We start from the raw sequence: 23,139 nt of genomic DNA, 5'->3' as shown, positions 1-23,139 counted from the left end.
GTCCGATGGTCGATTCAAGTTGAAGCACGATCCTGGGGAGCGCCCCGGAAAGCGGCGGGGAGCGGTCAGCCGTCGATCGGACGGAGAGTGTCGTCGACGCAGCTTGTCACCAGCCACTGCTCGACTGCGGTGATGTGAACAGTCGCGGCGGAGACCGCGAGCAGCGCGTCGCGTGCCTGGAGCGCGCGGAGGATCTCCTCGTGATCCTGGTGGGCGCTGTCCAGCGCATCACGGGTGCGGCTGCCTCGGACGATGCGGACCCGCTGAGTGCGGGTGGAGAGCACCTCCAGGAGCATGGACAGAACCGGGTTGCCGACGGCTTCGACGATGCGCAGGTGGAAGGCGATGTCGTGGGCGACGAAGTCCTCGACGGTTGCGGCCGAACGGCATCGGTCGAGGATGTCGCGGAGTTCCTGGAGGTCGTGCGGTTGCAGCATGGCCGCGGCCAGTCCGGTCGCCTGGGGTTCGAGCAGTCTGCGTACCTGGAGCAACTGCAGGGCGGCACGCCCCTGGGAGACATCCGCTGCGAAGGACAGGTTTTCGAGGAGAAGGTGGGGTTCCAGGCTGGAGACGTAGGTGCCGTCGCCCTGCCGGCTGACCAGGATCCGCATGGCGGTCAGGGCCCGCACGGCTTCGCGCAGCGAGTTGCGGGAGAGCCCGAGCTGGGCGGCGAGGATCTCCTCCTTGGGCAGGCGGGAGCCCGGGGCGAGTTCGCCGGCGACGATCATCGCCTTGATTTTGTCCATCGCCTCGTCCGTCAGTGCCACTGGGGTGCCTCTCTGTGGGGGATGCGTAGGGGCCGTCGCGCTCCGCCCGGTCCTCGTCCGGGCGGAGCGCTGAGCTGCCGGGAGTCGGCCTCTACTCCTGCTTCTCGCCGGAGGCGAAGCGGGAGATGATCAGGGCGACGATGATGATCGCGCCGTTGAGGAACTGGTTCCACAGGGGCGGTACACCCGCCAGTGTCATGACGTTGACGACGAGCTGGAGGGTGAGGACACCGGTAAGGGCGCCGAAGACGGAGCCCTTGCCGCCGTTGAGGCTGACCCCGCCGATGACGGTGGCGGCGAAGACCTGGAAGATCCAGCCGCTGCCCTGGGTGGCGGAGATGGAGCCGTAGTGCCCGCTGTAGAGGATGCCGGCGAACGCGGCGAGCAGGCTGCCGATGATCAGCACCACCCAGACGATCCGGTCGACGCGGATGCCTGCGGTGCGGGCGGCCTCCGCGTTGCCTCCGATCGCGTACAGCGCGCGGCCGTGCCGCAGCCAGGCCAGTGCACTGCCGCCGATCGCGAAGAGCACCGCGCACACCCAGATGGCGGCGGGCACGCCCAGCCAGGACGCCTTGCCCAGGTACGTGAACGAGGACGGCAGCTCCACGATGGACTGACCCTCGGAGAGGGCCACCTGAAGGCCTCGCAGCATGGTCAGGGCACCGAGGGTGACGATGAAACCGTTGAGGCGCAGTTTGAGGATGAGGAAGCCGTTGACTGCGCCAATCACCGCGCCGACCAGGAGGCAGAGCGGGACCGCCGCCCATTCGGGAAACAGCCCGAGGCCCATGAACCGCCCGCCGCTGGAAGGCAGCACGAGCCACACGGCGATGACCGGAGCCACACCGATGGTCGACTCCAGGGACAGGTCCATCCGTCCGCAGATGAGGATGAAAGTGGTGGCGAGGACGAGCAGGCTCAGCTCGGTGGACTGCTGGGCGACGCCGATGAGGTTGTCGGCGGTGAGGAAGGCCGGCGAGACGATGAACCCGATCAGCATCAGGACGAGGATGGCGGGGACCAGGGACAGTTCACGGAAGCGGCCGAGGTCGACCCGGCGGCGGGCGGTGTCCGCGGTGGCCGGCTCCGCCGCGCTCGCTGCGGGCTCGGTGAGATCTGTGGTGGCGGACATGACTACCTTCCGTGCTCGTCGGTGCCGGATACGGTGGATGCGAGGGGGGTGCCGACGCCCTCCATGGCGGCGACGAGCTGGTCGTCCTTCCAGCCGCGGTCGAACTCGGCGACCACCCGGCCGTGGAACATGACGACGACCCGGTCACACACTTTGAGGTCGTCCAGTTCGTCGGAGACGATCAGCGCGGCCTGGCCTGCGTCGGCGACCTGCCGGATCCTGCCGAGCAGGAACTCCTTGGACTTGACGTCGACGCCGTTGGTGGGGCGGATGGCCACCAGCACATGGGGGTCGGTGGCCAGGGCGCGGGCGACGACGACCTTCTGCTGATTGCCGCCGGACAGGGCGGAGACGGGTGTGGCGGCGCCCGGGGTCTTGATGTCGAGGTCCTGGATCATGCGCTGGGCGAAGGCCCTGGTCCGGGCGGGCAGGACCGTGCCCAACGGGCCGAGCTGGTCGGTGATGGTCAGGGTGGCGTTCTCCGCCACGCTGCGGTTGTTGACCAGTCCCTGGAGGTGGCGGTCCTCGGGGACCAGACCGACCCCGGCGGCGAGGGCGGACGGCACGCTCCCGGTGCGCACGCTCCTGCCACCGACCGAGATCCTGCCGTCCTTGGCCCGGTGGAGACCGGCGACGGCCTCGCCCACCTGGACGTTGCCGCTCGCCGCGGCACCGGCGAGCCCGATCACCTCGCCCGCGCGGACCGAGAGAGACAGCTCCTCGCAGGCACCGGGCAGCGTCAGGCCGCTGATCTCCAGCAGTTCCTCGGAGCCGGCCCGTGCGGCCGGGGACCTGCTCCCGTCGACCGCCGCGACGGAGGCGGACTCACCGGTCATGGCCTCCACCAGCGCCTGGTGACCGAGCTCGGCCACGGGCGCGGTGAGGATATGGGCCGCGTCGCGGTAGACCGTGACCGTGCTGCAGAGGTCGTACACCTCTTGCAGGTGGTGGGAGATGAAGAGGAAGGCGACGCCCTGGCCCTGCAGGTCGCGGAGCTTGTCGAAGAGGCGGCCGATGCCGCGGGCGTCGAGCTTGGCGGTCGGTTCGTCGAGGATGATGAATCGGGCGCCGAAGGACAGGGCCCTGGCGATCTCGACGAACTGCCGCTGCTCGACGGTGAGGTCTTTCGCGCGTGCGGCAGGGTCGACGGCCACGCCGTACTCGCCGAGCAACTCCTCCGCGCGCAGCCGCAGTTGCTTCCAGCGGATGGGCTGTACCGCGCCGGCGCTCTGCCGGTTCAGGAAGAGGTTCTCGGCGACGGTCAGGTCACCGATGATGGTGGAGCGCTGGTAGACGCAGGCGACGCGGGAGCGCCAGGCGTCGATGTCGCCGACGGCGGGCGCCGGCTCGCCCGAGAAGCGCAGGGATCCGGTGTCGGGCTGCTGGAGGCCGGTGAGGATGGACACGAGCGTCGACTTGCCGGCGCCGTTGCGGCCGACCAGGGCGTGCGACTCGCCGGCGGCGATGCTGATACGTGCGTCGCGCAGGGCGACGGTCGCGCCGAACCGTTTGCTGATGCCGGTCGCCTCGGCCACCGGAGCCGGATGCCCGGGACCGGTCGCGGTATCCGCCATGGTGGATTCCGTCCTTTGACGTCGGATGCTGGTGAGCGGGGAAGGGCGCGGTGGGGACGGAGGCAGGTGCCGGTCCCTCCCCACCGCGGGCGTGAACTGCCGGTGATCAGCCGACGTTGTTGCCCCACAGGGCCTTGTCGTCCACGTTGTCCTTGGTCACCAGCGGGGCGGGCAGCTGGTCCTCCAGGCCGCCCGGGATCTTGATGATGGTGGAGTCGTGGTCGGTCTTGCCCGGCTTGAAGGTCTTGCCCTCGGCCGCGGCCTGGGCGTAGTACAGCGCGTACTTGGCGTAGAGGTCGGCGGGCTGGGAGATCGTGGCGTCGATCTGGCCCTTGCGGATGGCGTCGAACTCCTGCGGGATGCCGTCGTTGGAGATGATCGTGATGTGGCCCTTCTGGCCCGCCGGCTTGAGCAGCTTCTTCTGCTCGAGAAGTGCCAGGGTGGGCTGCAGGAAGACACCGCCGGCCTGCATGTAGATGCCGTTCAGGTCGGGGTGCTGGGCGAGCAGCGACTGGAGCTTGGCGGAGGCCACGTCGCCCTTCCAGTCGGTGGGCAGCTCGAACACCTTGATCTTGGGGAACTTCTCCTTCATGCAGGCGGCGAAGGCCTCGGAGCGGTCGCGCCCGTTGATGGAGTCCAGGGCGCCCTGCAACTCGGCGACCTTGCCCTCGCCGTTCAGCTGCTTGCCGAGGTACTCGCAGGCCTTGGTGCCGTACGCCTTGTTGTCGGCGCGGACCACCATGTAGACGTCGCCCTTGTCGGGACGGGTGTCGACGCTGACCACCGGGATCTTCGCGGCCGACAGGGTGTCGAGGGTGGAGGCGATGGCGCCGGTGTCCTGGGGCGCCATGACGACGGCCTTGGCGCCGGTGTTCTGGAACACCTGGACGTTGGCGACCAGCTTGGTGACGTCGTTCTGCGAATTGCTCAGCGGGAGGGCGTTGACACCATCGGACTTGATGTCCTTCTTCAGGTATTGCGCGTAGGAGTTCCAGAAGTCGGAGTCGGAGCGCGGCAGGTCGATGCCGATCGCCGGTGCGTCACTGCTCGAGCCGGCCGAGTCGGAACTGTCGCGGTTGCACGCGGTGACGAGCGACATCGCCGCCACGACGGCGATGACGCCTGCGGCGGTGGAGCGGGTGCGAGCGAGCTTCATGACCGTGTTCTCTCTTCAGGCAGGGCGGGGAGCCGCCGGGCGAGGGTGGAGGGGGCGTACTCGCCTGCGGGGGAAGGACGAGGCCGCCGCCGGGCAGACTGCGGATCCGGCGCAGGGCATGCGCGGACCGCACCAGACAGGGCGTGAGGGAGTGGCAGCCAGACGGACATGGAGGCTGAACGGCCGCACGGTGCGCACCGGTTGTACACCGGAACGTGCAAGCCATTCCTCCGATGTATTTGGGACGTCGAGGACGTTACGACGGCGTTGCCAGCGTTGACAAGAGTGCACGGCCGCAGATTTCCGTTGCTGAGGACCGCAGAGCGCCACGAGTCCGCGCGGGCACCCTGGATCGTCTGCCACAACTGCTTCCCAACTGCGTTTATATCGATGACAGCCGGTTCGAGGCACCGAGCGACAACAGCTCACAATTCGGCAACGAGGCCACCGCAGACCTCCTCGCGATGGCGAGGCGGGACGGATGCGAGGCGGTGCCGGCCCCCTCAAGGCCCGGAGAACCGACCGACGCTCCCTGCTCTCAGCAGGGAAGATGAGCGTGTGAGGGCTCTCCGGATTCATCGGGGGGAAGACATCGAACCTCATCTCTATTCATGGACAAAACAACCCATACCAACCAGATAGGCGGGACGCAGCAGCCAACGGTGGCGAAATACATCCGAGGTTTCCTTGGTCAGCGGGCCCTTCTGCGTCTACAGTCGCCCTGCCACCATTCCTCCGATGACTGCGAAGAGGCGCCAACCCCTCCGCAGGTCCTGCTCATGGCACCGACGGCGGCGCGCCCATACGGCCGGTCACCCCCTCACGAACCACCCATGGCAAGGAGTTGCCCAGTGAAACTGCTACGAGTCGGCGCGCCCGGCGAGGAGCGGCCCGCTGTCCGCACCGACGACGGCCGACTGCTGGATCTGTCCTCCGTGGCCTACGACATCGACGGCGCGTTCCTTGCCGGGGACGGTGTCGACCGAGCCCGTGCGGCGGTCGCGGCGGGCGGGCTGCCCGAACTGGACGCGGACGGTCTGCGGGTCGGCGCACCTGTCGCCCGTCCCGGCAAAATCGTCTGTGTCGGCCTGAACTACCGCGACCACGCCGCCGAGACCGGAGCGCCGATCCCGCCGCGTCCGGTGGTGTTCATGAAGGACCCGGGCACGGTCGTGGGCCCGTACGACGAGGTGCTGATTCCCCGCGGTTCGGTGAAGACCGACTGGGAGGTCGAACTGGCGGTCGTCATCGGCCGCCGGGCGCGCTACCTCGACGGACCTGCCGCCGCGCGGGCCGTGATCGCCGGCTACGCGGTCAGCCACGATGTCTCGGAGCGTGAGTTCCAGCTGGAGTACTCGCCGCAGTGGGACCTGGGCAAGTCCTGCGAGACCTTCAATCCCCTCGGCCCCTGGCTGGTCACCGCCGACGAGGTCGGCGACCCGCAGAACCTCGGACTGCGCCTGAGCGTCAACGGCGTGAAGCGGCAGGACGGCCACACCGGCGACATGATCTTCCCGGTGGACCACATCGTGTCGTACCTGAGCCAGTACATGGTTCTCGAGCCGGGCGACGTGATCAACACCGGTACCCCCGCGGGCGTGGCCCTCGGCCTGCCCGGCACCCCCTATCTGCGTTCCGGTGACACCGTCGAGCTGTCCGTGGACGGGCTCGGCGGCCAGCGCCAGACCTTCGGCCAAGCGTGAAAGGCACCCCCTTGACTGCAACCTCCGCCCGGATCACCGCGGTCGACACCTACGACGTCCGCTTCCCCACCTCACGGGAACTGGACGGCTCGGACGCGATGAACCCGGACCCCGACTACTCCGCCGCCTATCTGGTGCTGCGCACCGACGCCGGTGACGGGCTCGAAGGCCACGGTTTCACCTTCACCATCGGACGCGGCAACGACGTCCAGGCAGCCGCGATCAACGCACTGCGCCCGCACGTGGTGGGGCGTGACGTGGCGGAGCTGTGCGCCGACCCGGGCTCGCTCAGCCGCGACCTGATCGCGGACAGCCAGCTGCGCTGGCTCGGCCCCGAGAAGGGCGTGATGCACATGGCGATCGGCGCCGTCGTCAACGCCGTGTGGGACCTCGCCGCCAAGCGGGAGGGCAAGCCGCTGTGGCAACTGCTCGCCCACGCGGAACCCGAGTGGCTGGTCTCCCAGGTCGACTTCCGCTACATCGCCGACGCCCTCACCCCCGAGGACGCCCTGGGGCTGCTGCGCGAGGGCCGGACGGGGCTCGCGGAGCGCGAGACGATCCTGCTGGAGCGCGGCTATCCCGGCTACACCACCTCCCCCGGCTGGCTCGGCTACTCCGACGACAAGCTCACCCGGCTCGCCAAGCAGGCCGTCGCCGACGGCTTCACCCAGATCAAGCTCAAGGTCGGCGCCGACCTCGACGACGACCTCCGCCGGATGCGCACCGCCCGTGCCGCCGTCGGCGACGGCATCCGCATCGCCATCGACGCCAACCAGCGCTGGAACGTCGACGAGGCGATCGAGTGGACCAAGGCGCTCGCCGAGTTCGATCCGTACTGGATCGAGGAGCCCACCAGCCCCGACGACGTCCTCGGCCACGCGGCGGTACGCCGTGCGGTGGCACCGGTGAAGGTCGCCACCGGCGAGCACGTGCAGAACCGCATCGTCTTCAAGCAGCTCCTCCAGGCCGGCGCCCTCGACATCCTCCAGATCGACGCCGCCCGGGTCGGTGGGGTCAACGAGAACCTCGCCATCCTGCTGCTGGCGGCCAAGTTCGGGGTGCCGGTGTGCCCGCACGCCGGCGGAGTCGGGCTGTGCGAGCTGGTGCAGCACCTGTCGATGTTCGACTACCTGGCGCTGTCCGGCACCACCGAGAACCGGGTCATCGAGTACGTCGACCACCTCCACCAGCACTTCACCGAGCCCGTGGTGATGCGCGACGGCCACTACACCGCGCCGCTCGCCCCCGGCTTCTCCGCCACCATGCGCGAGGAGTCCATCGCCGAGTACCGCTACCCCGACGGGAGCTTCTGGGTGGCCGACCGCGCCGGGCAGGAGGATGCGGCATGACCGAACTCTCAGGTCTCAGAGCCGTCGTCACCGGAGGCGCTGCCGGGATCGGGCTCGCCACGGCCCGCGCGCTGGCCGCGCAGGGCGCGGCGGTGATCGTCCTGGATCTCGAACCCGCCGGTGTGCCCCAGCCATTGCTCGGTCTCAAGGCCGATGTGAGCGACGACACCTCGGTACGCGCCGCCGTGGAGGCCGCGGCCACCGCGATGGGCGGCATCGACATCCTCGTCAACAACGCCGGCATCGGCGCCATCGGTACCATCGAGGACAACCCCGACGAGCAGTGGCACCGCGTCCTGGACGTCAATGTCCTCGGCATGGTCCGCACCACCCGGGCCGCCCTCCCCCATCTGCGCAGCGCTGCCACTGCCCGTCCGGGCACTGCGGCCGTCGTCAACACCTGCTCCATCGCAGCCACCGCCGGACTGCCACAGCGTGCCCTGTACTCCGCCAGCAAGGGCGCCGTGCTCTCCCTCACCCTCGCCATGGCCGCCGACCACGTCCGCGAGGGCATCCGCGTCAACTGCGTCAACCCCGGCACCGCCGACACCCCCTGGGTAAGCCGGCTGCTGGACGCCGCCGACGACCCGGAAGCAGAGCGCGCCGCGCTCAACGCCCGCCAGCCCATGGGCCGTCTGGTCACCGCCGACGAGGTGGCAGCCGCCATCGTCTACCTCGCCAGTCCCGCCGCGGCGTCCGTCACCGGCACCGCCCTCGCGGTGGACGGCGGCATGCAGGGGCTGCGGCTGCGCCCGGCGGACCGGTCGTGAGGACCACCACGCTGGGCCGCAGCACGGTCGGGGTCACACAACTCGCGCTCGGGTGCGCGGCCATCGGCAACCTCTACCAGCCGGTCACCGACGAGGCCGCCCTCGCCACCGTGGACGCGGCCTGGGACGCCGGAATCCGCGCCTTCGACACCGCACCCCACTACGGGCTCGGCCTGTCGGAACGGCGGCTCGGCGCGGCCCTGCGCGACCGCCCCCGGGACACCTACACCGTCTCCACCAAGGTGGGCCGGCTGCTCGTCCCCGACCCGGAGGGCGGCTGCGGCGACGACCTCGCGAACGGCTTCGCCGTCTCCGCGACCCACCGCCGCCTCTGGGACTTCAGCGCCGACGGGGTGTTGCGCTCCCTGGAGGCGAGCCTGGACCGCCTCGGCCTCGACCGGATCGACGTGGCGCTGCTGCACGACCCGGACGACCACGCCGAGCAGGCCCTGCGCGAGGCGTATCCGGCGCTGGAACGCCTGCGCACCGAAGGCGTGGTCGGGGCCATCGGCGTCGGCATGAACCAGTCCGCGCTGCCCGCCCGTTTCCTGCGCGAGACCGACATCGACGTGGTGCTGCTGGCCGGCCGCTACACCCTCCTGGACCAGGACGGCCTCGCTGAACTGCTGCCGGAGGCCGCCGCGCGAGGCCGGAGCGTGGTCATCGGCGGGGTTTTCAACTCCGGGCTGCTCACCGACCCGCGACCCGGTGCCACGTACGACTACGCGCCCGCGCCACAGTCCTTGCTCGACCGTGCCCTGCGCCTTTGGGAGATCACCGAACGCCACGGCGTGCCGCTGCGGGCCGCCGCCCTGCACTTCCCCTTCGGCCATCCCGCGGTCGCGAGCGTCCTGACGGGCGCGCGGTCTCCCGAGGAGGTCCACGACGCCGTGGAGCAACTGCGCCGCCCCCTCCCCGAGGCGCTGTGGGGCGAGCTGTGCGCCGAGGGTCTGCTCACCGAGGGCGCCCCCGTCCCCGTAGTCCCGGCTGCGAAGGAGCCGTCATGAGGGTCGCCCTGCACACCAGGGTCCGCGCCGACCGCGTCGAGGAGTACGAGGCGGCGCACCGGGAGGTGCCCGAGGAGCTGACCGCCGCCATCCGCGCCGCCGGCGTGAGCGAGTGGACGATCTGGCGCAGCGGTACCGATCTCTTCCACGTACTGGAGGTCGACGACTACCCGGCGATGATCACCGAACTCGAGAAGCTGCCGGTCAACATCGCCTGGCAGGCGCGGATGGCCGAGCTGCTGGAGGTCGTCCACGACTACTCCGCCGAGGGCGCGGATGCCTCGCTGCCGGTGGTGTGGCAGCTGTGACCGTGCCGCATCCCTGGCCGGGCATCGTCGACGCCCGCCATCATGTGTGGCAGCTCTCGGTACGCGACCAGGGCTGGATCACCGGCCCCGAACTGGCCTCACTCCGCCGTGACTTCACCCTCGCCGACCTGGCGCCCGAGGCCCGTGCCGCCGGAGTCTCGGCCACCGTGTTGGTGCAGACGATCACCGTGCCGGAGGAGACGCCGGAGTTCCTGGCCCTCGCCGCGTCCAGCGATCTGCTCGCCGGTGTGGTCGGCTGGACCGACCTGACCGCACCCGATGTCGGCGACGCCCTCGCGAGGTTGCGCGCGGGCTTCGGTGGCGAGTACCTGGTCGGTATCCGCCATCAGGTGCAGGGAGAACCGGACCCCCGTTGGCTTGTGCGCCCCGACGTGCTGCGCGGGCTGACCGCGGTCGCCGAAGCCGGACTCGTCTACGACCTCGTGGTGAAGCCGCATCAGCTCAGGGCCGCGGCCGAGGCCGCCGCGCGCTTGCGGGACCTCATGTTCGTTCTGGACCACGCGGGCAAGCCGCCCATCGTTTCCGGTGCCCTTGACCCGTGGGCCGAGGAGATCCGATGGTTCGCCGCCCTGCCCAACACCGTCTGCAAACTCTCCGGCCTGGTCACCGAGGCGGACTGGGGCACCTGGACCGTCGAGGACCTCAGGCCGTACGCCGACACGGTACTGGACGTCTTCGGCCCCGAGCGCGTGATGTTCGGCTCCGACTGGCCGGTCTGCCGGCTCGCTGCCTCCTACGGCCAAGTGATCGCTACAGCACAGAAGCTGACGGCCTGGCTCGCCCCCACGGAACGCCACGAAGTCTTCACCGGCACCGCCGCACGGACCTACGGCCTGCCCGTCATTGGATTGCCGGGCCCACCCCAGGAAGCACCATGCGCATAGCCCTCTTCATCACCTGCTTCAACGACACCATGTTCCCGCGCACTGGCCAGGCGGTGACCGCACTCCTGGAACGCCTCGGCCACACCGTGGAGTTCCCCCAGGCTCAGACCTGCTGCGGCCAGATGCACTTCAACACCGGCTACCGCCCCGAGACCCTGCCCATGGTGCGCCGATTCACCGAGGTCTTCGCAGGCTACGACGCCGTCGTCGCCCCCTCCGGCTCCTGCGCCGGCATGGTGCGCGACCACCACCGGGTGGTCGCCGCCCAGTACGGGGACACCGCCCTCACCGAGGCGGTCGAACAGGTGGCGCCAACGGTGTACGAACTGTCGGAACTCCTCGTCGACGTGCTCGGCGTCACCGACGTCGGCGCCTACTTCCCGCACCGCGTCACCTACCACCCCACCTGCCACTCACTACGCATGCTGCGCGTCGGCGACCGGCCGCTCAGGCTGCTGCGCGCGGTGAAGGGCATCGACCTCGTCGAACTGCCCGCCGCCGACTCCTGCTGCGGCTTCGGCGGCACCTTCGCGCTGAAGAACGCCGACGTCTCCAACGCCATGCTGGCCGACAAGATGCGCCATGTCCTGGACACCGGCGCCGAGTTCCTGACCGCGGGCGACAACTCCTGTCTCACGCACATCGGCGGCGGCCTGTCCCGGCTCCGCACCGGCGTCGGGACCCTGCACCTGGCCGAGATCCTGGCTTCCACGGAAGGGGACGCACGGTGAGCGGCGCCGACAACGTCGTATGGCTGGGCACACCGGCCTTCCCCGAGGCCGCGCGTGACGCGCTCGCCGACACCCGGCTGCGGGCGAACCTGCGCCGGGCAACCGGCACCATCCGCGACAAGCGCCTCGCGGTCGCCGCCGAGCTGGAGGACTGGGAGGAGCTGCGGGAGACGGCCGCGGCGATCAAGCGCCACGCCCTGCGCCACCTCGACCACCATCTCCTGCGGCTGGAGAAGGCGGTGACCGCCGCGGGCGGAACCGTGCACTGGGCGGCGGACGCCGCCGAGGCCAACCGCATCGTCACCGGCCTGGTGGAGGCGACCGGCGAAAGGGAGGTCGTCAAGGTCAAGTCGATGGCCACGCAGGAGATCGGCCTCAACGAGGCACTCGCCGACGCCGGCATCCGCGCGTACGAGACCGATCTGGCGGAACTCATCGTGCAGTTGGGCGGCGACCGCCCCTCCCACATCCTCGTACCGGCCATCCACCGGGGCCGCTCCGAGATCCGGGAGATCTTCCGGCGGGAGATGGGAGAGTGGGGCAGGCCCGCCCCCGACGCCCTCACCGACGACCCGCGCGACCTCGCCGAAGCGGCCCGGCTCCATCTGCGGGAGAAGTTCCTGCGGGCCAAGGTGGCCGTCTCCGGCGCCAACTTCGCCGCCGCCGACACCGGCACGGTGGTGGTCGTGGAGTCGGAGGGCAACGGGCGGATGTGCCTGACGCTGCCCGAGACACTGATCACCGTCATGGGCATCGAGAAGGTCCTGCCCTCCTTCGCCGACCTGGACGTCTTCCTCCAGCTCCTGCCCCGCTCGTCCACGGGCGAGCGCATGAACCCGTACACCTCCCTGTGGACCGGCGTCACCGAGGGCGACGGCCCCCAGGACTTCCACCTGGTGCTCCTCGACAACGGCCGCACCGCCACCCTGGCAGACGAGGTGGGTCGCCAGGCGCTGAACTGCATCCGCTGCTCGGCCTGCCTGAACGTCTGCCCGGTGTACGAGCGCACCGGCGGCCACGCCTACGGCTCCGTCTACCCCGGCCCGATCGGCGCCGTCCTGACGCCGCAGCTCGTCGGCGTCGAGAACGCCGCCTCGCTGCCCTTCGCCTCGACCCTGTGCGGGGCCTGCTACGACGCCTGCCCCGTGAAGATCAACATTCCTGAGGTGCTGGTCCATCTGCGTGCCGAGGCCGTGGAGGCGAAACGTGCGGCCCGGCTGCTGCCCACCAGCGAAGCGCTGGCCATGAAGGCCGCGGGCGCCGTGCTGTCTTCCCCCGGACGGCTGGCCGCAGTCCAGAAGGTTGCAGCCTTCGGGGCCCGCCTCGTGGGCCGCGAGGGCCGGATCGGCTTCCTGCCGGGTCCCCTCGCCCGCTGGTCCGCCACCCGGGACGCGCCCGCGCCGGCCCGGGAATCGATGCGTGCCTGGTGGCGCCGGACGAGAACGACCGGACGAGACGAAAGCCCGACGACGGCGGAAGGGAAGGAAGCACGATGAGCGGCCGCGAGACAGTCCTCAGCGCGGTGAGGACGGCACTGGTAGACGTGCCCGGCTCCGAGAGCCCCGATAACGCACCGGTCACGCATGGACGTCGCGCGGACCATGCGGGGCCGGACATCGTCGGGCTGTTCACCGAACGTGCCGCCGAGTACCGAGCCACGGTGGTCCGTGTGCCGATGGCCGGCGCCGCGGCCGCCGTCGGGCGCGCGCTGGCACGCACCGGAGCGCGGTCCGTGGTCCTGCCGCCGGGGCTCCCCGAGGACCTCGTCTCCGAGGGGCCCTGGTCGCGGTTGAAGGACGTCCCGCCGCTGACGGTGAATCAGCTGGACGCGGCGGACGCCGTGATCACCACCGTCGCCACCGCCATCGCCGTCACCGGAACCGTGACCCTCGACCACGGCCCCGGCCAGGGCCGCCGGGCCCTGACCCTGCTGCCGGACCAGCACATCTGCGTGGTCCGGGCGAGCCAGATCGCCCCCGACGTGCCCGAGGCGCTGAAACGGCTGGACCCGTACCGGCCGCTGACGCTCGTCTCCGGCCCCTCGGCCACCAGCGACATCGAACTGGACCGGGTGGAAGGCGTGCACGGGCCGCGTGTCCTGGACATCGTCGTGGTCGAAGACGCGTAGCGGCCCGCCGGCGGACAGCCCGAAGCCGAGAGGGCGACAGGAGCGGTCCACCGTCCTGTGCTCACTGTGCGGCGGCGCTCTTCAGCGCCGCCGCATCTGATGTGACCGCTCAGCTGTGCTCTTGAGTCGCTTGTGCAGCCACTCACCGACCCAGTCAGCCGACTGGCGTGATCGTCCACAACAGGTTGGTGCTCTGCTGCCACGTCCACTGCTTGGTCACGGACCCTGAGGCGACCATTCCGCCGCCGTCGAGGACCAGTCCCGTACTGCGGTTGGCGATGGAGTACTGGCCTTGGCCTCGGTGGACGATCTGCCATTGCTGGGTGTTGCTGCCGTCCCAGGCCTTCTGCCGGGCCGGGTCGCCGTTGCGGGTGCCGCCCCAGCCGTCGGCGACCATGCCGTTGCTGCGGTTGACGAGCCTGTAGTAGCCGTTGCCGAGTTCGATGGCCTGCCACTGGAGATTGGCGTGGTCTATTGGCTCCCACTGCTTCAGGTTCGAGCCGCTGGCGACATTTCCGCCGCTGTCCAGTGCCAGGCCGTTCGTGACGTTGGCCAGGCGGAAGTACGTGGCCGGGTTGAACGTCACCTTCAGCGAGGCGATGACGTCATTGTTACCGGTCTGCCGAAGGTCGGCGGCGTTCGCGGTGAACGTCCAGGCGGTGCCGGTGAAGTTGTCGCCGGAGTAGCCCGTCACCTGGTAGCCGTCGGGCACCAGGACGGACGAGGCCGTGGCGGGCGCCAGACCGGCGGCGGACAGCTGGGAGGAGGTGTAGCTGCCCAGCGCGAGAACGGCGCGGGAGCCTTGGTAGTTGACGTTCTGGAACACCGTCGGGGAGACCCTCACGGGCATGCCCTGGACCTCGACGCACACCACGGAGACGTTGGCGTTCGGCGCGCTGGTCGGCACGGTGACGTTGATCTGATCGGTGACGGTGTGGGAGAGCGAGACCGAGGGGTTGTTCAGCAGGTAGACGCGGCTGATCGCGTTGTCGATCCTCGGGATCCGGAGCTGGCCGTTGGTGGGCCAGGTGAAGACATGGGCGAAGAGCTTGCCGTTCTTCTTGGTGATCTTCCCCCATGCGGGTTCGGTGGTGAACGGGCTGCCGCTGGTGCCGTGAATGCTGTCGCTGTACGTCGACATCCATGAGGCCACGCCGTTCAGGATGGTCTGGGTTCCCGCGGTGACCGAGCCGTCGCCCTTGGGGCCGATGTTCAGCAGGTGGTTGCCGTCCCGGGAGACGACCGTCACGAGCTCTCGAACGATGTCCGTGACTGATCTGTAGGAGTTCTCCTTCGACGCGTCGTAGCCCCAGGAGCCGTTCATGGTGGCGCACCGCTCCCACGGCCGGCTCATGGGTGCGCTGGGCATCCCGAACTCCGCGACCGCGTAGTCGCCGAGGCCGTGGTCCCGCTTGACCCGTTCGTTGACGATGAGGCCGGGCTTGCGGGCGATCAGCCAGTTATAGAGGTCGACGCCGTCCGATTCCAGCCACCAGTCCTCCAGGGTGGGGCTGGAAGGCTCGTCGAACCAGTCACCGTCGAACCACAGCAGCGCCGGGTCGTAGCGATCCAGCAGCTCCCGAAGCTGCGCCTTCATGTCGGCGATGTAGGCGGTACGGGCGGCCTGCGACGACATCGTGGTGAGACCGCCCTCGTGACGGTCGGTCTGGGACGGGTGGTTCCAGTCGAGGATCGAGTAGTAGAGGCAGAACTTGATGCCCCGGCTCTCGCACTCCGTCTTGAGGTCCATGAGCAGGTCGGTCTGGATGCCGTTGTAGTCGCGCAGGTTGTACTGCTTGGTACCCGTGGTGTCGGTGAAGCCCGCCACGTCGGAGTTCCACATCGCGTAGCCCTCGTGGTGCTTGGCGGTGATCACGATGTACTTCATGCCGGCGTTCTTGGCCAGTTCGGCGATGGTGGCGGCGTTGAACTGGTTCGGGTTGAAGTTCTGGGTGACCTGGGTCTGGTAGTCCGCCTTGCTCCACCGCTGGTTGTCGAAGGCCCATTCGCCCTGGCCGAGGTGCGAGTAGGACCCGAAGTGGATGAACATCCCGAACCTGGCCTGGTACCACCAGTCCATCTTCGAGGGGACGGTGTACGCCTCGACGGTGGAGGGCCACAGGGCCTGGGGCAGCCCGAAGGCCGCCACTCCTCCGGCAAGGGCGGCGGCCTTCATCAGAGAGCGTCTACTGAGGGAGGCAGAGGACATGGTGCGGCTCCATGTGTCAAGGGGAGGGATGACAGGACGTCAGCAGCGGGACGCCGACATGGCGGCGCCGTCCCCGTCCTCCGCGTCGCCCCAAAAGAGACATCGGATGGATTTATAGGAGCACGAAGGCGATCGCGTCTATAGCTGAGACGAGATTCAATCAAAACAGCACCCTAGACAGGCGATTCCTGGAGGCTTGCCGAGCCTTGAAGGCCACCCTCAAGCTTCAGGAACCCCGCCATACATCGGATCTCTTGATGTTCCACTCTTCCCGATCCGAGCCAGAGCCCAGGCCGACCGGCTCAGTCCAGCGGCGGAACCCCTGAAGCGCCCCGGGTGTCGACCCTGTCCAGACGGGCCTGGAGCACCACCCTCAGGGCCCGTGGATCCTCGGCCGCGAGATGGGCGGTTCGAGCATCTCCAGGGTGGCGTGAGCGATGCCCGCCACGAGCGCCTGGGTGTACCTGACAGGGGAGGCTTCGGAGTCGCGTCGGCCATCGCGGCCGAGATCAACGGGTTCGCGGGGTCGCACGTCGGCGAGTTGATGGGGACTCCCCTCACGGCTCACTTCCTCGGCGGCTGCCCCATCGGCTCCTCCTGCGAGACCGCGGTCCCGGCGGAGGCCTTCGGTGCGCTGCGGCTGCCGTTCCTGGGAATGCCGACGGTGCCGTCCAAGAAGTAGAAACAAGTCACTGAAGGACCCGCTCAGCCGGCAAGCCCCCGGTCGTCGCAGACTGGTGTGCCCGGTTCGGCTCGCAGGCCGGTGCACACCACGTCGATCACGCGCTGCCGGGCTTCCGGGTCGCAGCCCTGACGCTCTCGGGCCAGGCAGCCGACCAGGAGCGCTTTCACATCGGCGCGAGTGATGTCCCGCCGTACTGCACCCGCCTGCTGAGCCCTCGTCAGCAGTTCGCTCTCCACAGCCTCCAGGCTGTGCTCGGGACGGAAAGCGACCTCCTCGACATCGAAACCGGCACCGCAGATCGCCTCGGCAAGACCGCGGTTCACCGCCGCTTGCTCGACCATGTGGACCAGGAACTGGAAGAAGGCGCTGCCCGGATCATTCTTTGCGGAGAGGTCCCGGGCCTTGTCGACGATGCCACCGACCAGGTGAAGCACGATCGCTTCGTACAGGAAATCCTTCATTGGGAAGTGCCGACCGACGGCGCCGGTGCCTACCCCTGCCCGCCGGGCGATTGCGGCCACGGGCACTGACAGGCCCTCGGTGGCGAACGTCTCCATCGCCGCCTCCAGGACGCGCTTGCGATTGCGCTGGGCGTCAGAACGCATCGAGGTACCTTTACTCGACATCCGGAACGGCCTTACCGTATCGTCAACTGGAACGCGCTTTCCGATTATAGCGGGGGGAGGCTTCCCTGCCCTGCCTCGACATCATGAGCCGCTGAGCGGCAGAACGCATCCGACTCGACAGTCGTCACGGTGACCACTTCCAGCGAGACGCTTATGTTGCGAGATCAACTTTGTTCACCTTATGTCCGAGTAATCAGGAAAGAGACCATGCCGCGCCCTATGCCCTGGAGCCTTCCATGACTATGCCGACCTCAGTCACATCACCAGGCCGCCCGATGGACGTCCACCGCGAAATTGCGCTGCTCGACGCCGCGCTGGACCTGCTGGCCGAGGTTGGTTACGAGCGGCTGACCTTGACCGCCGTGTGCGAGCGGGCCACGGCCAGCACAAAAACGATGCATCACCGCTGGGGAGACAAGGACGAGTTGTTAACCGCGGCTCTGCACCGGGCTGCGTACCGGGTCATCAACCAATCCGCTGACGTAACCGCCACCGGATCGTTGCGCGGCGATCTGCTGCACAACTTGGCGCCGAACGGCGGCGCGCAGGCGCAACATCCGGCCAAGTATCTCTCCGGTCTACTGGTCGCCGCCTCCGACGACGGCGGTGTCGGACGCATGGCCAAGGAACTGATCCGCCTGCACCACGCCCGTCTGGCGAAGACCGTCCTGGGCTGTGCCAGGAAACGTGGCGAGGTCGGTGAAGGGGCGGATCCCGTCCTGCCGGCGGATCTCACACGCGCCGCAATCCTGCACCAGGTCCTGGTCGCCGACGGCCAGGTCGATGCGGCCTTCGTGGAGTCCCTGGTGGACCGGATTCTGCTTCCGGTGCTCACGTCCCGGCAGAGCGGGGACGCCCAGTGAAGATCAGTGTCGACCTGAACCGCTGCGAGGGTTACGGACAGTGCGTGTTCGCCGCCCCCGACGCCTTCACCTTGCATGGCCTGGAGGCTCTGACCTACGTACCGAACCCGCCCGACGAGATGCGGGACGCGGTACGCCGGGCCGCACTGGCCTGCCCCGTGCGCGCCATCACCGTCGGCACGGAAGACGCGGACGAACCCGCCACGGCCAGCAGGGAGAACGGCCGCCACGTTGTCATCGTCGGCGCCTCCCTCGCCGGGCTGAAGACTGCCGAGGCGCTGCGCGAGTCCGGCTTCTCCGGACAGCTGACCATCATCGGTGATGAGCCCCATCGTCCGTACGACCGCCCTCCGCTGACCAAGGCGTGCGTGAGCGAGAAGCTGCCGCCCGATCGCCTCGAACTGCCGGTCACGCAGGCCCTGGACGCACGCTTCCTGCTGGGTGTCCCGGCGACGGGGCTGGATACCGACCACCGCCTGGTCCGGCTGGCGGACGACGCCACGGTCGGCTACGACAGCCTGGTCATCGCCACCGGCACCCGGGCCCGTCCGTTCCCCGGCGGCGCCGCCGACGACATCGACGGTGTCCTCACCGTCCGCACCCGCGACGACGCCGAGGAACTTCAGCGGCGCCTGGCGCGTCCGCCCCGTCGCGTCGCCGTCATCGGCGCCGGCTTCCTCGGGGGCGAACTGGCCTCCGGCTGCCGCGAACTCGGCCTCGACGTCACACTCGTCGAGGCACAAGCCACGCCGTTGCAGGGACCGCTGGGAAGCGTGATCGGTGGCGTGGTGGCGGACCTGGCCCGGAACAAGGGCGTGGACCTGCGGCTGGGGACCATCGTCGAGCGCTTCGTGGCGGACGGGACCGGTGCGCTGCGGCAGATCGTGCTGTCGGACGGTGACACTGTCGACGCGGACCTGGCCGTCGTCGCGCTCGGCGCACAGCGCAACGTCGAGTGGCTGAATGGCTCCGCCGTACGGACGGACAGCCGCGGGGTGCACTGCGACGACCAGTGCCACGCACTCGGCCGTGGCGAGCAGGCCCTGCCCGATGTGTACGTCGTCGGCGATGTCGCCGCCGCGCCGCATCCCCTCCTCCCGGACCAGCGGCTGTCGGTGGAGCACTGGGGCAACGCCGTGACCCAGGCCCGCACGGTCGCCCACAACATCACACGCCGGCCCGGCCAGGCCCCGATCCCACACACCGGTCTGCCGGCCTTCTGGTCCAGCCAGTTCGGCGTGAACATCAAGGGCGTCGGCCACCCCGGCATCGCCGACCGCATCGCGGTGGTCCAGGGAACCCTCGGCCAGGGCTCCTTCAGCGTGTTGTACGGACGCGAAAACCGCACCGTCGCCGCGGTCACCTTCGACAACGGGCGCTACCTGCCCTACTACGAATCGCTCGTCCGCCAAGGCGCGCCGTTCCCGGCCGAGTTCGTCGCCTGCGACGAGAACACGTCCCGCACACTCCGGCCGGTCGGCCGCTGATCGCACACCCCTCTCCCCCACACCGAAAGTGAGTGGCACCCCCATGGCGTCCACCTTGTACAAGCAGGTTCTTCACCCCGACAGCCGCCCTCACCCCTGGCCTCTCTACGCCGAGCTGCGCAAAGAGCCGGTCTCCGTCCAGGACGACGGAACCTGCGTCGTCAGCGGATACGACGAGGTCAGTGCGCTGCTGCGCGACCCGCGTATATCCGCCGACCGCGGTAAGGCCACCCCGGACAGTCGGGTCGGCATCAACGCCCCGGCTCCCGGTACCGCTTCGACGTTCCTCGGGCGGGACAACCCCACACACGACCAGCTACGCGGCCTGGCCCAGCGCCACTTCGGCCCGCCCGCACGCCCCGGCTTCGTCGAAAGTCTGCGGCCGATGGTGGAAGAGCTGATCCGCGACCACATCGACCAGCTGACCGGGCGCAGCGAGTTCGACCTGGTCTCGGAGTTCTCCTACCCGATCCCCGTCCGCGTGGCCTGCCACCTCGTGGGCGTCCCGCCCGAAGATGCCGAGATCCTCGGCCCTCTCGGCGAGGAGTCGGCCACCGGCCCGGAGTTCCAGGTCGATCCGCATGACCAGGAGGCCGCCGCGGCCAGGAACCATGCCCAGCAGGAACTGGCCGAGTATTTCGTCGCCCACATCGAGCGGCTGCGCGAGAAGCCGGGCCAGGACATGCTGTCCCGGATGATCCACGACGACGGCCCGGGCGGTCCGATGAGCCTGCCGGAACTGCTCAGCACCGCCACGATGCTCTTCATCGGAGGCCACGAGACCACCGTCAACCTCATCAGCAGCAGCATGCTCCTGCTGCTGCGGCACCCCGAGCAGCTGGCCCGGCTCCAGGCCGACCCCTCCCTCGCCGCCGGTGCCATCGAGGAGACCTTGCGCCTGGAGCCGTCCGTGCACCTGCGACCGCGTGTCGCGGTCGACGACATCGTCATCGGCGGCCGCACCATCCCCAAGGGTTCCACGGTCATCCTCGCCCTCGCCGCGGCGAACCGGGACCCGCGCCGCTTCCCCGACCCGGACACCTTCGACATCACTCGTCCCGACACCAGCCACCTCAGCTTCGGCGCCGGCATCCACTTCTGCTTCGGGGCCGGACTCGGCCGCATGGAGGGCCAGATAGCGGTCCGCGAGCTGACTCGACGTCTGGTCAACCCTCGCTTGTCGCAGGACCCGCCGCCCTACCGCCCGATGGCCGACCTGCGTGGCCCGTCGGCCCTGTGGATCACCGTGGACGGCGTCCGCCCGGCCTGACCCGACCCTCGGCGGCACACGTGAGTGAGGCCTGGTGCTGCGTCTCGTCCGGCGTCATCGGCGGGGAGCGACCGCGGCTGCCTGCCCGCAACAGACGACAGTAAGGAAGTGATCTGACAGTGGACGGAATCTCGTTCGAGGGCAGGGTCGCCATCGTGACCGGCGCCGGCGGCGGTCTGGGTCGCACCCACGCCCTCGACCTCGCCGCGCGCGGCGCCCAGGTCGTCGTCAACGACCTGGGCGGCACGATCGCGGGCACCGGCGGCGGCACCGCCATGGCCGACCAAGTCGTCAAGGAAATCATCGCCGCGGGGGGCCAAGCCGTCGCGAACTACGACTCGGTCGCCACCCCCGAGGGCGGCAAGGCCATCGTGCAGACCGCGCTCGACGCCTACGGCACCGTGGACATCCTGATCAACAACGCGGGCAACATCCGCAACGCCCCCTTCACCGAGCTCACCCCCGATTCGATCGAGGCGTTGCTCGCCGTACACGTCAAGGGTGCCTTCTATGTCACCCAGCCCGCCTTCGCCGTGATGCGCGACAAGGGCTACGGGCGGATCGTGTTCACCTCCTCCGCCTCCGGCGTGTTCGGCAACCCCGAGCAGGCCAACTACGGTGCGGCCAAAGGAGCCGTCCTGGGCCTGGCCAACGTGGTGGCCCTCGAGGGCGCCTCTCACGGCATCCTGGTCAACACCGTTCTGCCGATGGCCCAGAGCCGGATGGGCGCGGACATGAACCCGGACATGATGGCGACACTACCCACCACTCCGGCGCACACGGAGCCCGAGATGGTCACCGCGATGGTCGCCTACTTGGCCGGCGAGGAGAACCCGTACACCCACGAGGTCTTCTCCATCGCCCGCGGCCGCTACGCCCGCGCCTTCATCGGGGTCACCGAGGGCTGGCACGTCGCCGCCGACGAGCCTCTCGCCACCGCGGACGACGTGCGAAGGCACATCGCCCGCATCCGCGACCAGGACGGCTACCACGTCCCCGGTTCTCTGATCGAGGAGGCCGGACTCATCCCCTGATCCAGCCGTGGGGCGACCGGCGCCTCGCATCTGCGCAATGGGGACCACCCCCTTCACCGTTGCCCGGAGAGAGAGCAACAAGCAGATGGCCGATCTTGCGCACTCGCACATGTAAGACGGTGTCACCACCGCCCAGGTATGAACCCCGCCCGGTCCTGGACTCTTCACAGGGCTGTGGTGCGCCTGGGAGGGGATCCACCATGACTCGGCGCAGTTCCTTCCCTTGCCACGTGACCCATCAGCCTCACCCACACCACCCCACCCCATGTCGTCGTCCGGAGGATGCCGTGCCAGATCCCGTTTCCGTCACCCTGACCCACCTCAGCGCCCCGGTCGGCGGTTCCAAGCGGCTGACCGGGCATCTCGTCCGGCCGGACGGACCTGGCCCATGGCCCGGTGTCGTGGTCGCGCACGAGGTCATGGGTGCCAATGACGAGATGCTCCGACAGGCACGGCGGCTCGCAAGCGCCGGATATCTGACCCTCATGCCCGACCTGTACACGGACGGAGGCGCACGCCGCTGCCTGATACCCACCATGCGGGCCGCGCTGTCCGGCCACGGCCGCGCCTACCAGGACATCGCCGCCGCGAGAACCTACCTCGTCGATGACCCCGACTGCACGGGCGCGGTCGGGATCATCGGTTTCTGCATGGGTGGGTCCTTCGCCCTCATGGCGGCAGGCAGCGGCATCTTCGACGCCGCGTCCGCCAACTACGGCCAGCTCCCCAAGGACATGGACCAGGCCCTGGCCGGCGCCTGCCCCATCGTCGCCAGCTACGGGGGCCGCGATCGACCGCTCAAGGGGGCGGCGGCAAAGCTCGACTCCGCCCTCGACAGGCTCGGCGTCGTACACGACGTGAAGGAGTACCCACAGGCAGGCCACGCCTTCCTCAACGACGAACAATTCGGCCCGCGCCTGCTGCACCCGCTGTACCGCGTCGCCGGGTTCGGACCTGTCCCAGAAGCCTCTGTTGACGCATGGCTACGCATTGAGGCCTTCTTCGACACCCACCTCAAGCAGACGTCCAAGGCCTGACCCCACCTCAGGGTGCCCCAAAACTCCGCAGTTCATCAGCGACCTCGGCCACGGCGGACCATGGCTGGTTCGCCGTGGCCGAGGTCGGCAACGACGGCTCTCGGCAACCCCACACCGTGTGACGCCGCGCAGGAACCCGGTCGGCGGCTCGTTCGGTCAACCCGACGAGCGTCAGATTCGGCCGACCCGGCCGCTCTGTGGCGGTTGCTTCACGGCATCCTGCTGGCTGATTCCGTCCTTGTCGGCAACGAGGTTCCGCACGCTTGCCGGACGCGACGTGTCTTGTACCGGTCGGCAGGACGCGGTCGCGAAACCGGCCGTGCCGACGACAGCGGCGGCGCGGGACGAGAACGGATCGGTGTTCGCCGTCATGTCCTGCGGCCGTCGTCTTCGCT

At 69.2% G+C, this 23,139-nt stretch carries 21 protein-coding genes and 1 pseudogene; 15 read left to right on the top strand and 7 right to left on the bottom strand.

Going from position 1 to position 23,139, the window contains the following annotated elements:
- Positions 1 to 65: 65 nt before the first annotated feature.
- The 4 genes from I2W78_RS28750 to I2W78_RS28735 all read right to left on the bottom strand — a co-directional run bounded on the left by I2W78_RS28750 (position 66) and on the right by I2W78_RS28735 (position 4,632).
- Positions 66 to 767 carry a FadR/GntR family transcriptional regulator gene (locus I2W78_RS28750; RefSeq protein ID WP_196463148.1) on the bottom strand — a complete coding sequence of 234 codons (702 nt, stop codon included), beginning with the start codon at positions 765 to 767 and terminating at the stop codon, positions 66 to 68.
- A 91-nt stretch (positions 768 to 858) separates the two neighbouring features.
- Entirely contained in the window at positions 859 to 1,902 is a 1,044-nt protein-coding gene (locus tag I2W78_RS28745; RefSeq protein ID WP_196463147.1) for an ABC transporter permease, read from the bottom strand.
- 2 nt (positions 1,903 to 1,904) lie between these two features.
- Positions 1,905 to 3,476, bottom strand: a complete 1,572-nt coding sequence (locus tag I2W78_RS28740) for a sugar ABC transporter ATP-binding protein (protein WP_196463146.1) — start codon at positions 3,474 to 3,476, stop codon at positions 1,905 to 1,907.
- Positions 3,477 to 3,582: 106 nt separating this feature from the next.
- Complete coding sequence (locus I2W78_RS28735; protein WP_196463145.1) at positions 3,583 to 4,632, bottom strand: sugar ABC transporter substrate-binding protein; 1,050 nt, start codon at positions 4,630 to 4,632, stop codon at positions 3,583 to 3,585.
- A gap of 851 nt (positions 4,633 to 5,483) precedes the next feature.
- Here I2W78_RS28735 and I2W78_RS28730 point away from each other — a divergent pair.
- From I2W78_RS28730 to I2W78_RS28690, 9 genes are read left to right on the top strand one after another with little or no spacing between them, the layout of a single operon-like run.
- Positions 5,484 to 6,335, top strand: coding sequence for a fumarylacetoacetate hydrolase family protein (locus I2W78_RS28730; RefSeq protein ID WP_196463144.1), 852 nt, complete (start codon positions 5,484 to 5,486; stop codon positions 6,333 to 6,335).
- Positions 6,336 to 6,346: 11 nt separating this feature from the next.
- Positions 6,347 to 7,684: an L-fuconate dehydratase gene (locus tag I2W78_RS28725; protein WP_196463143.1), complete on the top strand. Its 1,338-nt coding sequence runs from the start codon at positions 6,347 to 6,349 to the stop codon at positions 7,682 to 7,684.
- Entirely contained in the window at positions 7,681 to 8,454 is a 774-nt protein-coding gene (locus tag I2W78_RS28720; RefSeq protein WP_196463142.1) for an SDR family NAD(P)-dependent oxidoreductase, read from the top strand. Before I2W78_RS28725 ends, I2W78_RS28720 begins: the two co-directional genes overlap by 4 nt.
- The gene (locus tag I2W78_RS28715) at positions 8,451 to 9,461 is read left to right on the top strand and encodes an aldo/keto reductase (protein ID WP_196463141.1); all 1,011 of its coding nucleotides are present in this window, start codon (positions 8,451 to 8,453) and stop codon (positions 9,459 to 9,461) included. The genes I2W78_RS28720 and I2W78_RS28715 overlap by 4 nt, the downstream gene beginning before the upstream one ends.
- A complete protein-coding gene (locus I2W78_RS28710) occupies positions 9,458 to 9,769 on the top strand; it encodes an L-rhamnose mutarotase (RefSeq protein ID WP_196463140.1) in 312 nt (103 codons plus the stop codon). The genes I2W78_RS28715 and I2W78_RS28710 overlap by 4 nt, the downstream gene beginning before the upstream one ends.
- Entirely contained in the window at positions 9,766 to 10,674 is a 909-nt protein-coding gene (locus I2W78_RS28705) for an amidohydrolase family protein (protein WP_307783827.1), read from the top strand. The genes I2W78_RS28710 and I2W78_RS28705 overlap by 4 nt, the downstream gene beginning before the upstream one ends.
- Entirely contained in the window at positions 10,665 to 11,405 is a 741-nt protein-coding gene (locus tag I2W78_RS28700) for a (Fe-S)-binding protein (RefSeq protein WP_196463139.1), read from the top strand. Before I2W78_RS28705 ends, I2W78_RS28700 begins: the two co-directional genes overlap by 10 nt.
- The gene (locus I2W78_RS28695; protein WP_196463138.1) at positions 11,402 to 12,901 is read left to right on the top strand and encodes a LutB/LldF family L-lactate oxidation iron-sulfur protein; all 1,500 of its coding nucleotides are present in this window, start codon (positions 11,402 to 11,404) and stop codon (positions 12,899 to 12,901) included. The genes I2W78_RS28700 and I2W78_RS28695 overlap by 4 nt, the downstream gene beginning before the upstream one ends.
- A complete protein-coding gene (locus I2W78_RS28690; RefSeq protein ID WP_196463137.1) occupies positions 12,898 to 13,533 on the top strand; it encodes a LutC/YkgG family protein in 636 nt (211 codons plus the stop codon). The genes I2W78_RS28695 and I2W78_RS28690 overlap by 4 nt, the downstream gene beginning before the upstream one ends.
- Before the next feature lie 154 nt (positions 13,534 to 13,687).
- On the opposite strand, the gene I2W78_RS28685 is transcribed toward I2W78_RS28690, so the two are convergent.
- Positions 13,688 to 15,742, bottom strand: a complete 2,055-nt coding sequence (locus I2W78_RS28685) for an alpha-L-fucosidase (protein WP_196463136.1) — start codon at positions 15,740 to 15,742, stop codon at positions 13,688 to 13,690.
- A gap of 487 nt (positions 15,743 to 16,229) precedes the next feature.
- Here I2W78_RS28685 and I2W78_RS28680 point away from each other — a divergent pair.
- Positions 16,230 to 16,424, top strand: a pseudogene (locus I2W78_RS28680) (hypothetical protein); the annotation flags it as partial.
- A 23-nt stretch (positions 16,425 to 16,447) separates the two neighbouring features.
- Here the strand turns inward: I2W78_RS28680 and I2W78_RS28675 are convergent.
- A complete protein-coding gene (locus I2W78_RS28675; protein WP_196463135.1) occupies positions 16,448 to 17,032 on the bottom strand; it encodes a TetR/AcrR family transcriptional regulator in 585 nt (194 codons plus the stop codon).
- Between the two features lie 257 nt (positions 17,033 to 17,289).
- Here I2W78_RS28675 and I2W78_RS28670 point away from each other — a divergent pair, with 257 nt between their 5' ends.
- The 5 genes from I2W78_RS28670 (at position 17,290) to I2W78_RS28650 (ending at position 22,744) form a co-directional block, all read left to right on the top strand.
- Positions 17,290 to 17,916: a TetR/AcrR family transcriptional regulator gene (locus I2W78_RS28670; RefSeq protein WP_196463134.1), complete on the top strand. Its 627-nt coding sequence runs from the start codon at positions 17,290 to 17,292 to the stop codon at positions 17,914 to 17,916.
- Positions 17,913 to 19,403, top strand: a complete 1,491-nt coding sequence (locus I2W78_RS28665) for an FAD-dependent oxidoreductase (RefSeq protein WP_196463133.1) — start codon at positions 17,913 to 17,915, stop codon at positions 19,401 to 19,403. Before I2W78_RS28670 ends, I2W78_RS28665 begins: the two co-directional genes overlap by 4 nt.
- 43 nt (positions 19,404 to 19,446) lie before the next feature.
- Positions 19,447 to 20,673 carry a cytochrome P450 gene (locus I2W78_RS28660; protein ID WP_196463132.1) on the top strand — a complete coding sequence of 409 codons (1,227 nt, stop codon included), beginning with the start codon at positions 19,447 to 19,449 and terminating at the stop codon, positions 20,671 to 20,673.
- Between the two features lie 119 nt (positions 20,674 to 20,792).
- Positions 20,793 to 21,707 (top strand): SDR family NAD(P)-dependent oxidoreductase, encoded by a 915-nt coding sequence (locus I2W78_RS28655; RefSeq protein ID WP_196463131.1) that lies wholly within the window; start codon positions 20,793 to 20,795, stop codon positions 21,705 to 21,707.
- 287 nt (positions 21,708 to 21,994) lie between these two features.
- Entirely contained in the window at positions 21,995 to 22,744 is a 750-nt protein-coding gene (locus I2W78_RS28650; RefSeq protein WP_196463130.1) for a dienelactone hydrolase family protein, read from the top strand.
- A gap of 171 nt (positions 22,745 to 22,915) precedes the next feature.
- Here I2W78_RS28650 and I2W78_RS28645 read toward each other — a convergent pair whose 3' ends face one another.
- Positions 22,916 to 23,116: a hypothetical protein gene (locus tag I2W78_RS28645; protein ID WP_196463129.1), complete on the bottom strand. Its 201-nt coding sequence runs from the start codon at positions 23,114 to 23,116 to the stop codon at positions 22,916 to 22,918.
- Positions 23,117 to 23,139: the final 23 nt, after the last annotated feature.

It is taken from the genome of Streptomyces spinoverrucosus (genome assembly GCF_015712165.1).
Taxonomy (GTDB): domain Bacteria; phylum Actinomycetota; class Actinomycetes; order Streptomycetales; family Streptomycetaceae; genus Streptomyces; species Streptomyces spinoverrucosus_A.
The sequence above is the reverse complement of the archived record's forward strand: the minus strand, read 5'-3'. Positions and strand labels throughout refer to the sequence as shown.

Bases quoted from the DNA above. Each gene is read 5' to 3' on its own strand.
- I2W78_RS28745 (WP_196463147.1), bottom strand. From the start codon at position 1,902: ATGTCCGCCACCACAGATCTCACCGAGCCCGCAGCGAGCGCGGCGGAG.
- I2W78_RS28740 (WP_196463146.1), bottom strand. From the start codon at position 3,476: ATGGCGGATACCGCGACCGGTCCCGGGCATCCGGCTCCGGTGGCCGAG.
- I2W78_RS28735 (WP_196463145.1), bottom strand. From the start codon at position 4,632: ATGAAGCTCGCTCGCACCCGCTCCACCGCCGCAGGCGTCATCGCCGTC.
- I2W78_RS28720 (WP_196463142.1), top strand. From the start codon at position 7,681: ATGACCGAACTCTCAGGTCTCAGAGCCGTCGTCACCGGAGGCGCTGCC.
- I2W78_RS28710 (WP_196463140.1), top strand. From the start codon at position 9,458: ATGAGGGTCGCCCTGCACACCAGGGTCCGCGCCGACCGCGTCGAGGAG.
- I2W78_RS28700 (WP_196463139.1), top strand. From the start codon at position 10,665: ATGCGCATAGCCCTCTTCATCACCTGCTTCAACGACACCATGTTCCCG.
- I2W78_RS28690 (WP_196463137.1), top strand. From the start codon at position 12,898: ATGAGCGGCCGCGAGACAGTCCTCAGCGCGGTGAGGACGGCACTGGTA.
- I2W78_RS28685 (WP_196463136.1), bottom strand. From the start codon at position 15,742: ATGTCCTCTGCCTCCCTCAGTAGACGCTCTCTGATGAAGGCCGCCGCC.
- I2W78_RS28675 (WP_196463135.1), bottom strand. From the start codon at position 17,032: ATGCGTTCTGACGCCCAGCGCAATCGCAAGCGCGTCCTGGAGGCGGCG.
- I2W78_RS28670 (WP_196463134.1), top strand. From the start codon at position 17,290: ATGACTATGCCGACCTCAGTCACATCACCAGGCCGCCCGATGGACGTC.
- I2W78_RS28660 (WP_196463132.1), top strand. From the start codon at position 19,447: ATGGCGTCCACCTTGTACAAGCAGGTTCTTCACCCCGACAGCCGCCCT.
- I2W78_RS28645 (WP_196463129.1), bottom strand. From the start codon at position 23,116: ATGACGGCGAACACCGATCCGTTCTCGTCCCGCGCCGCCGCTGTCGTC.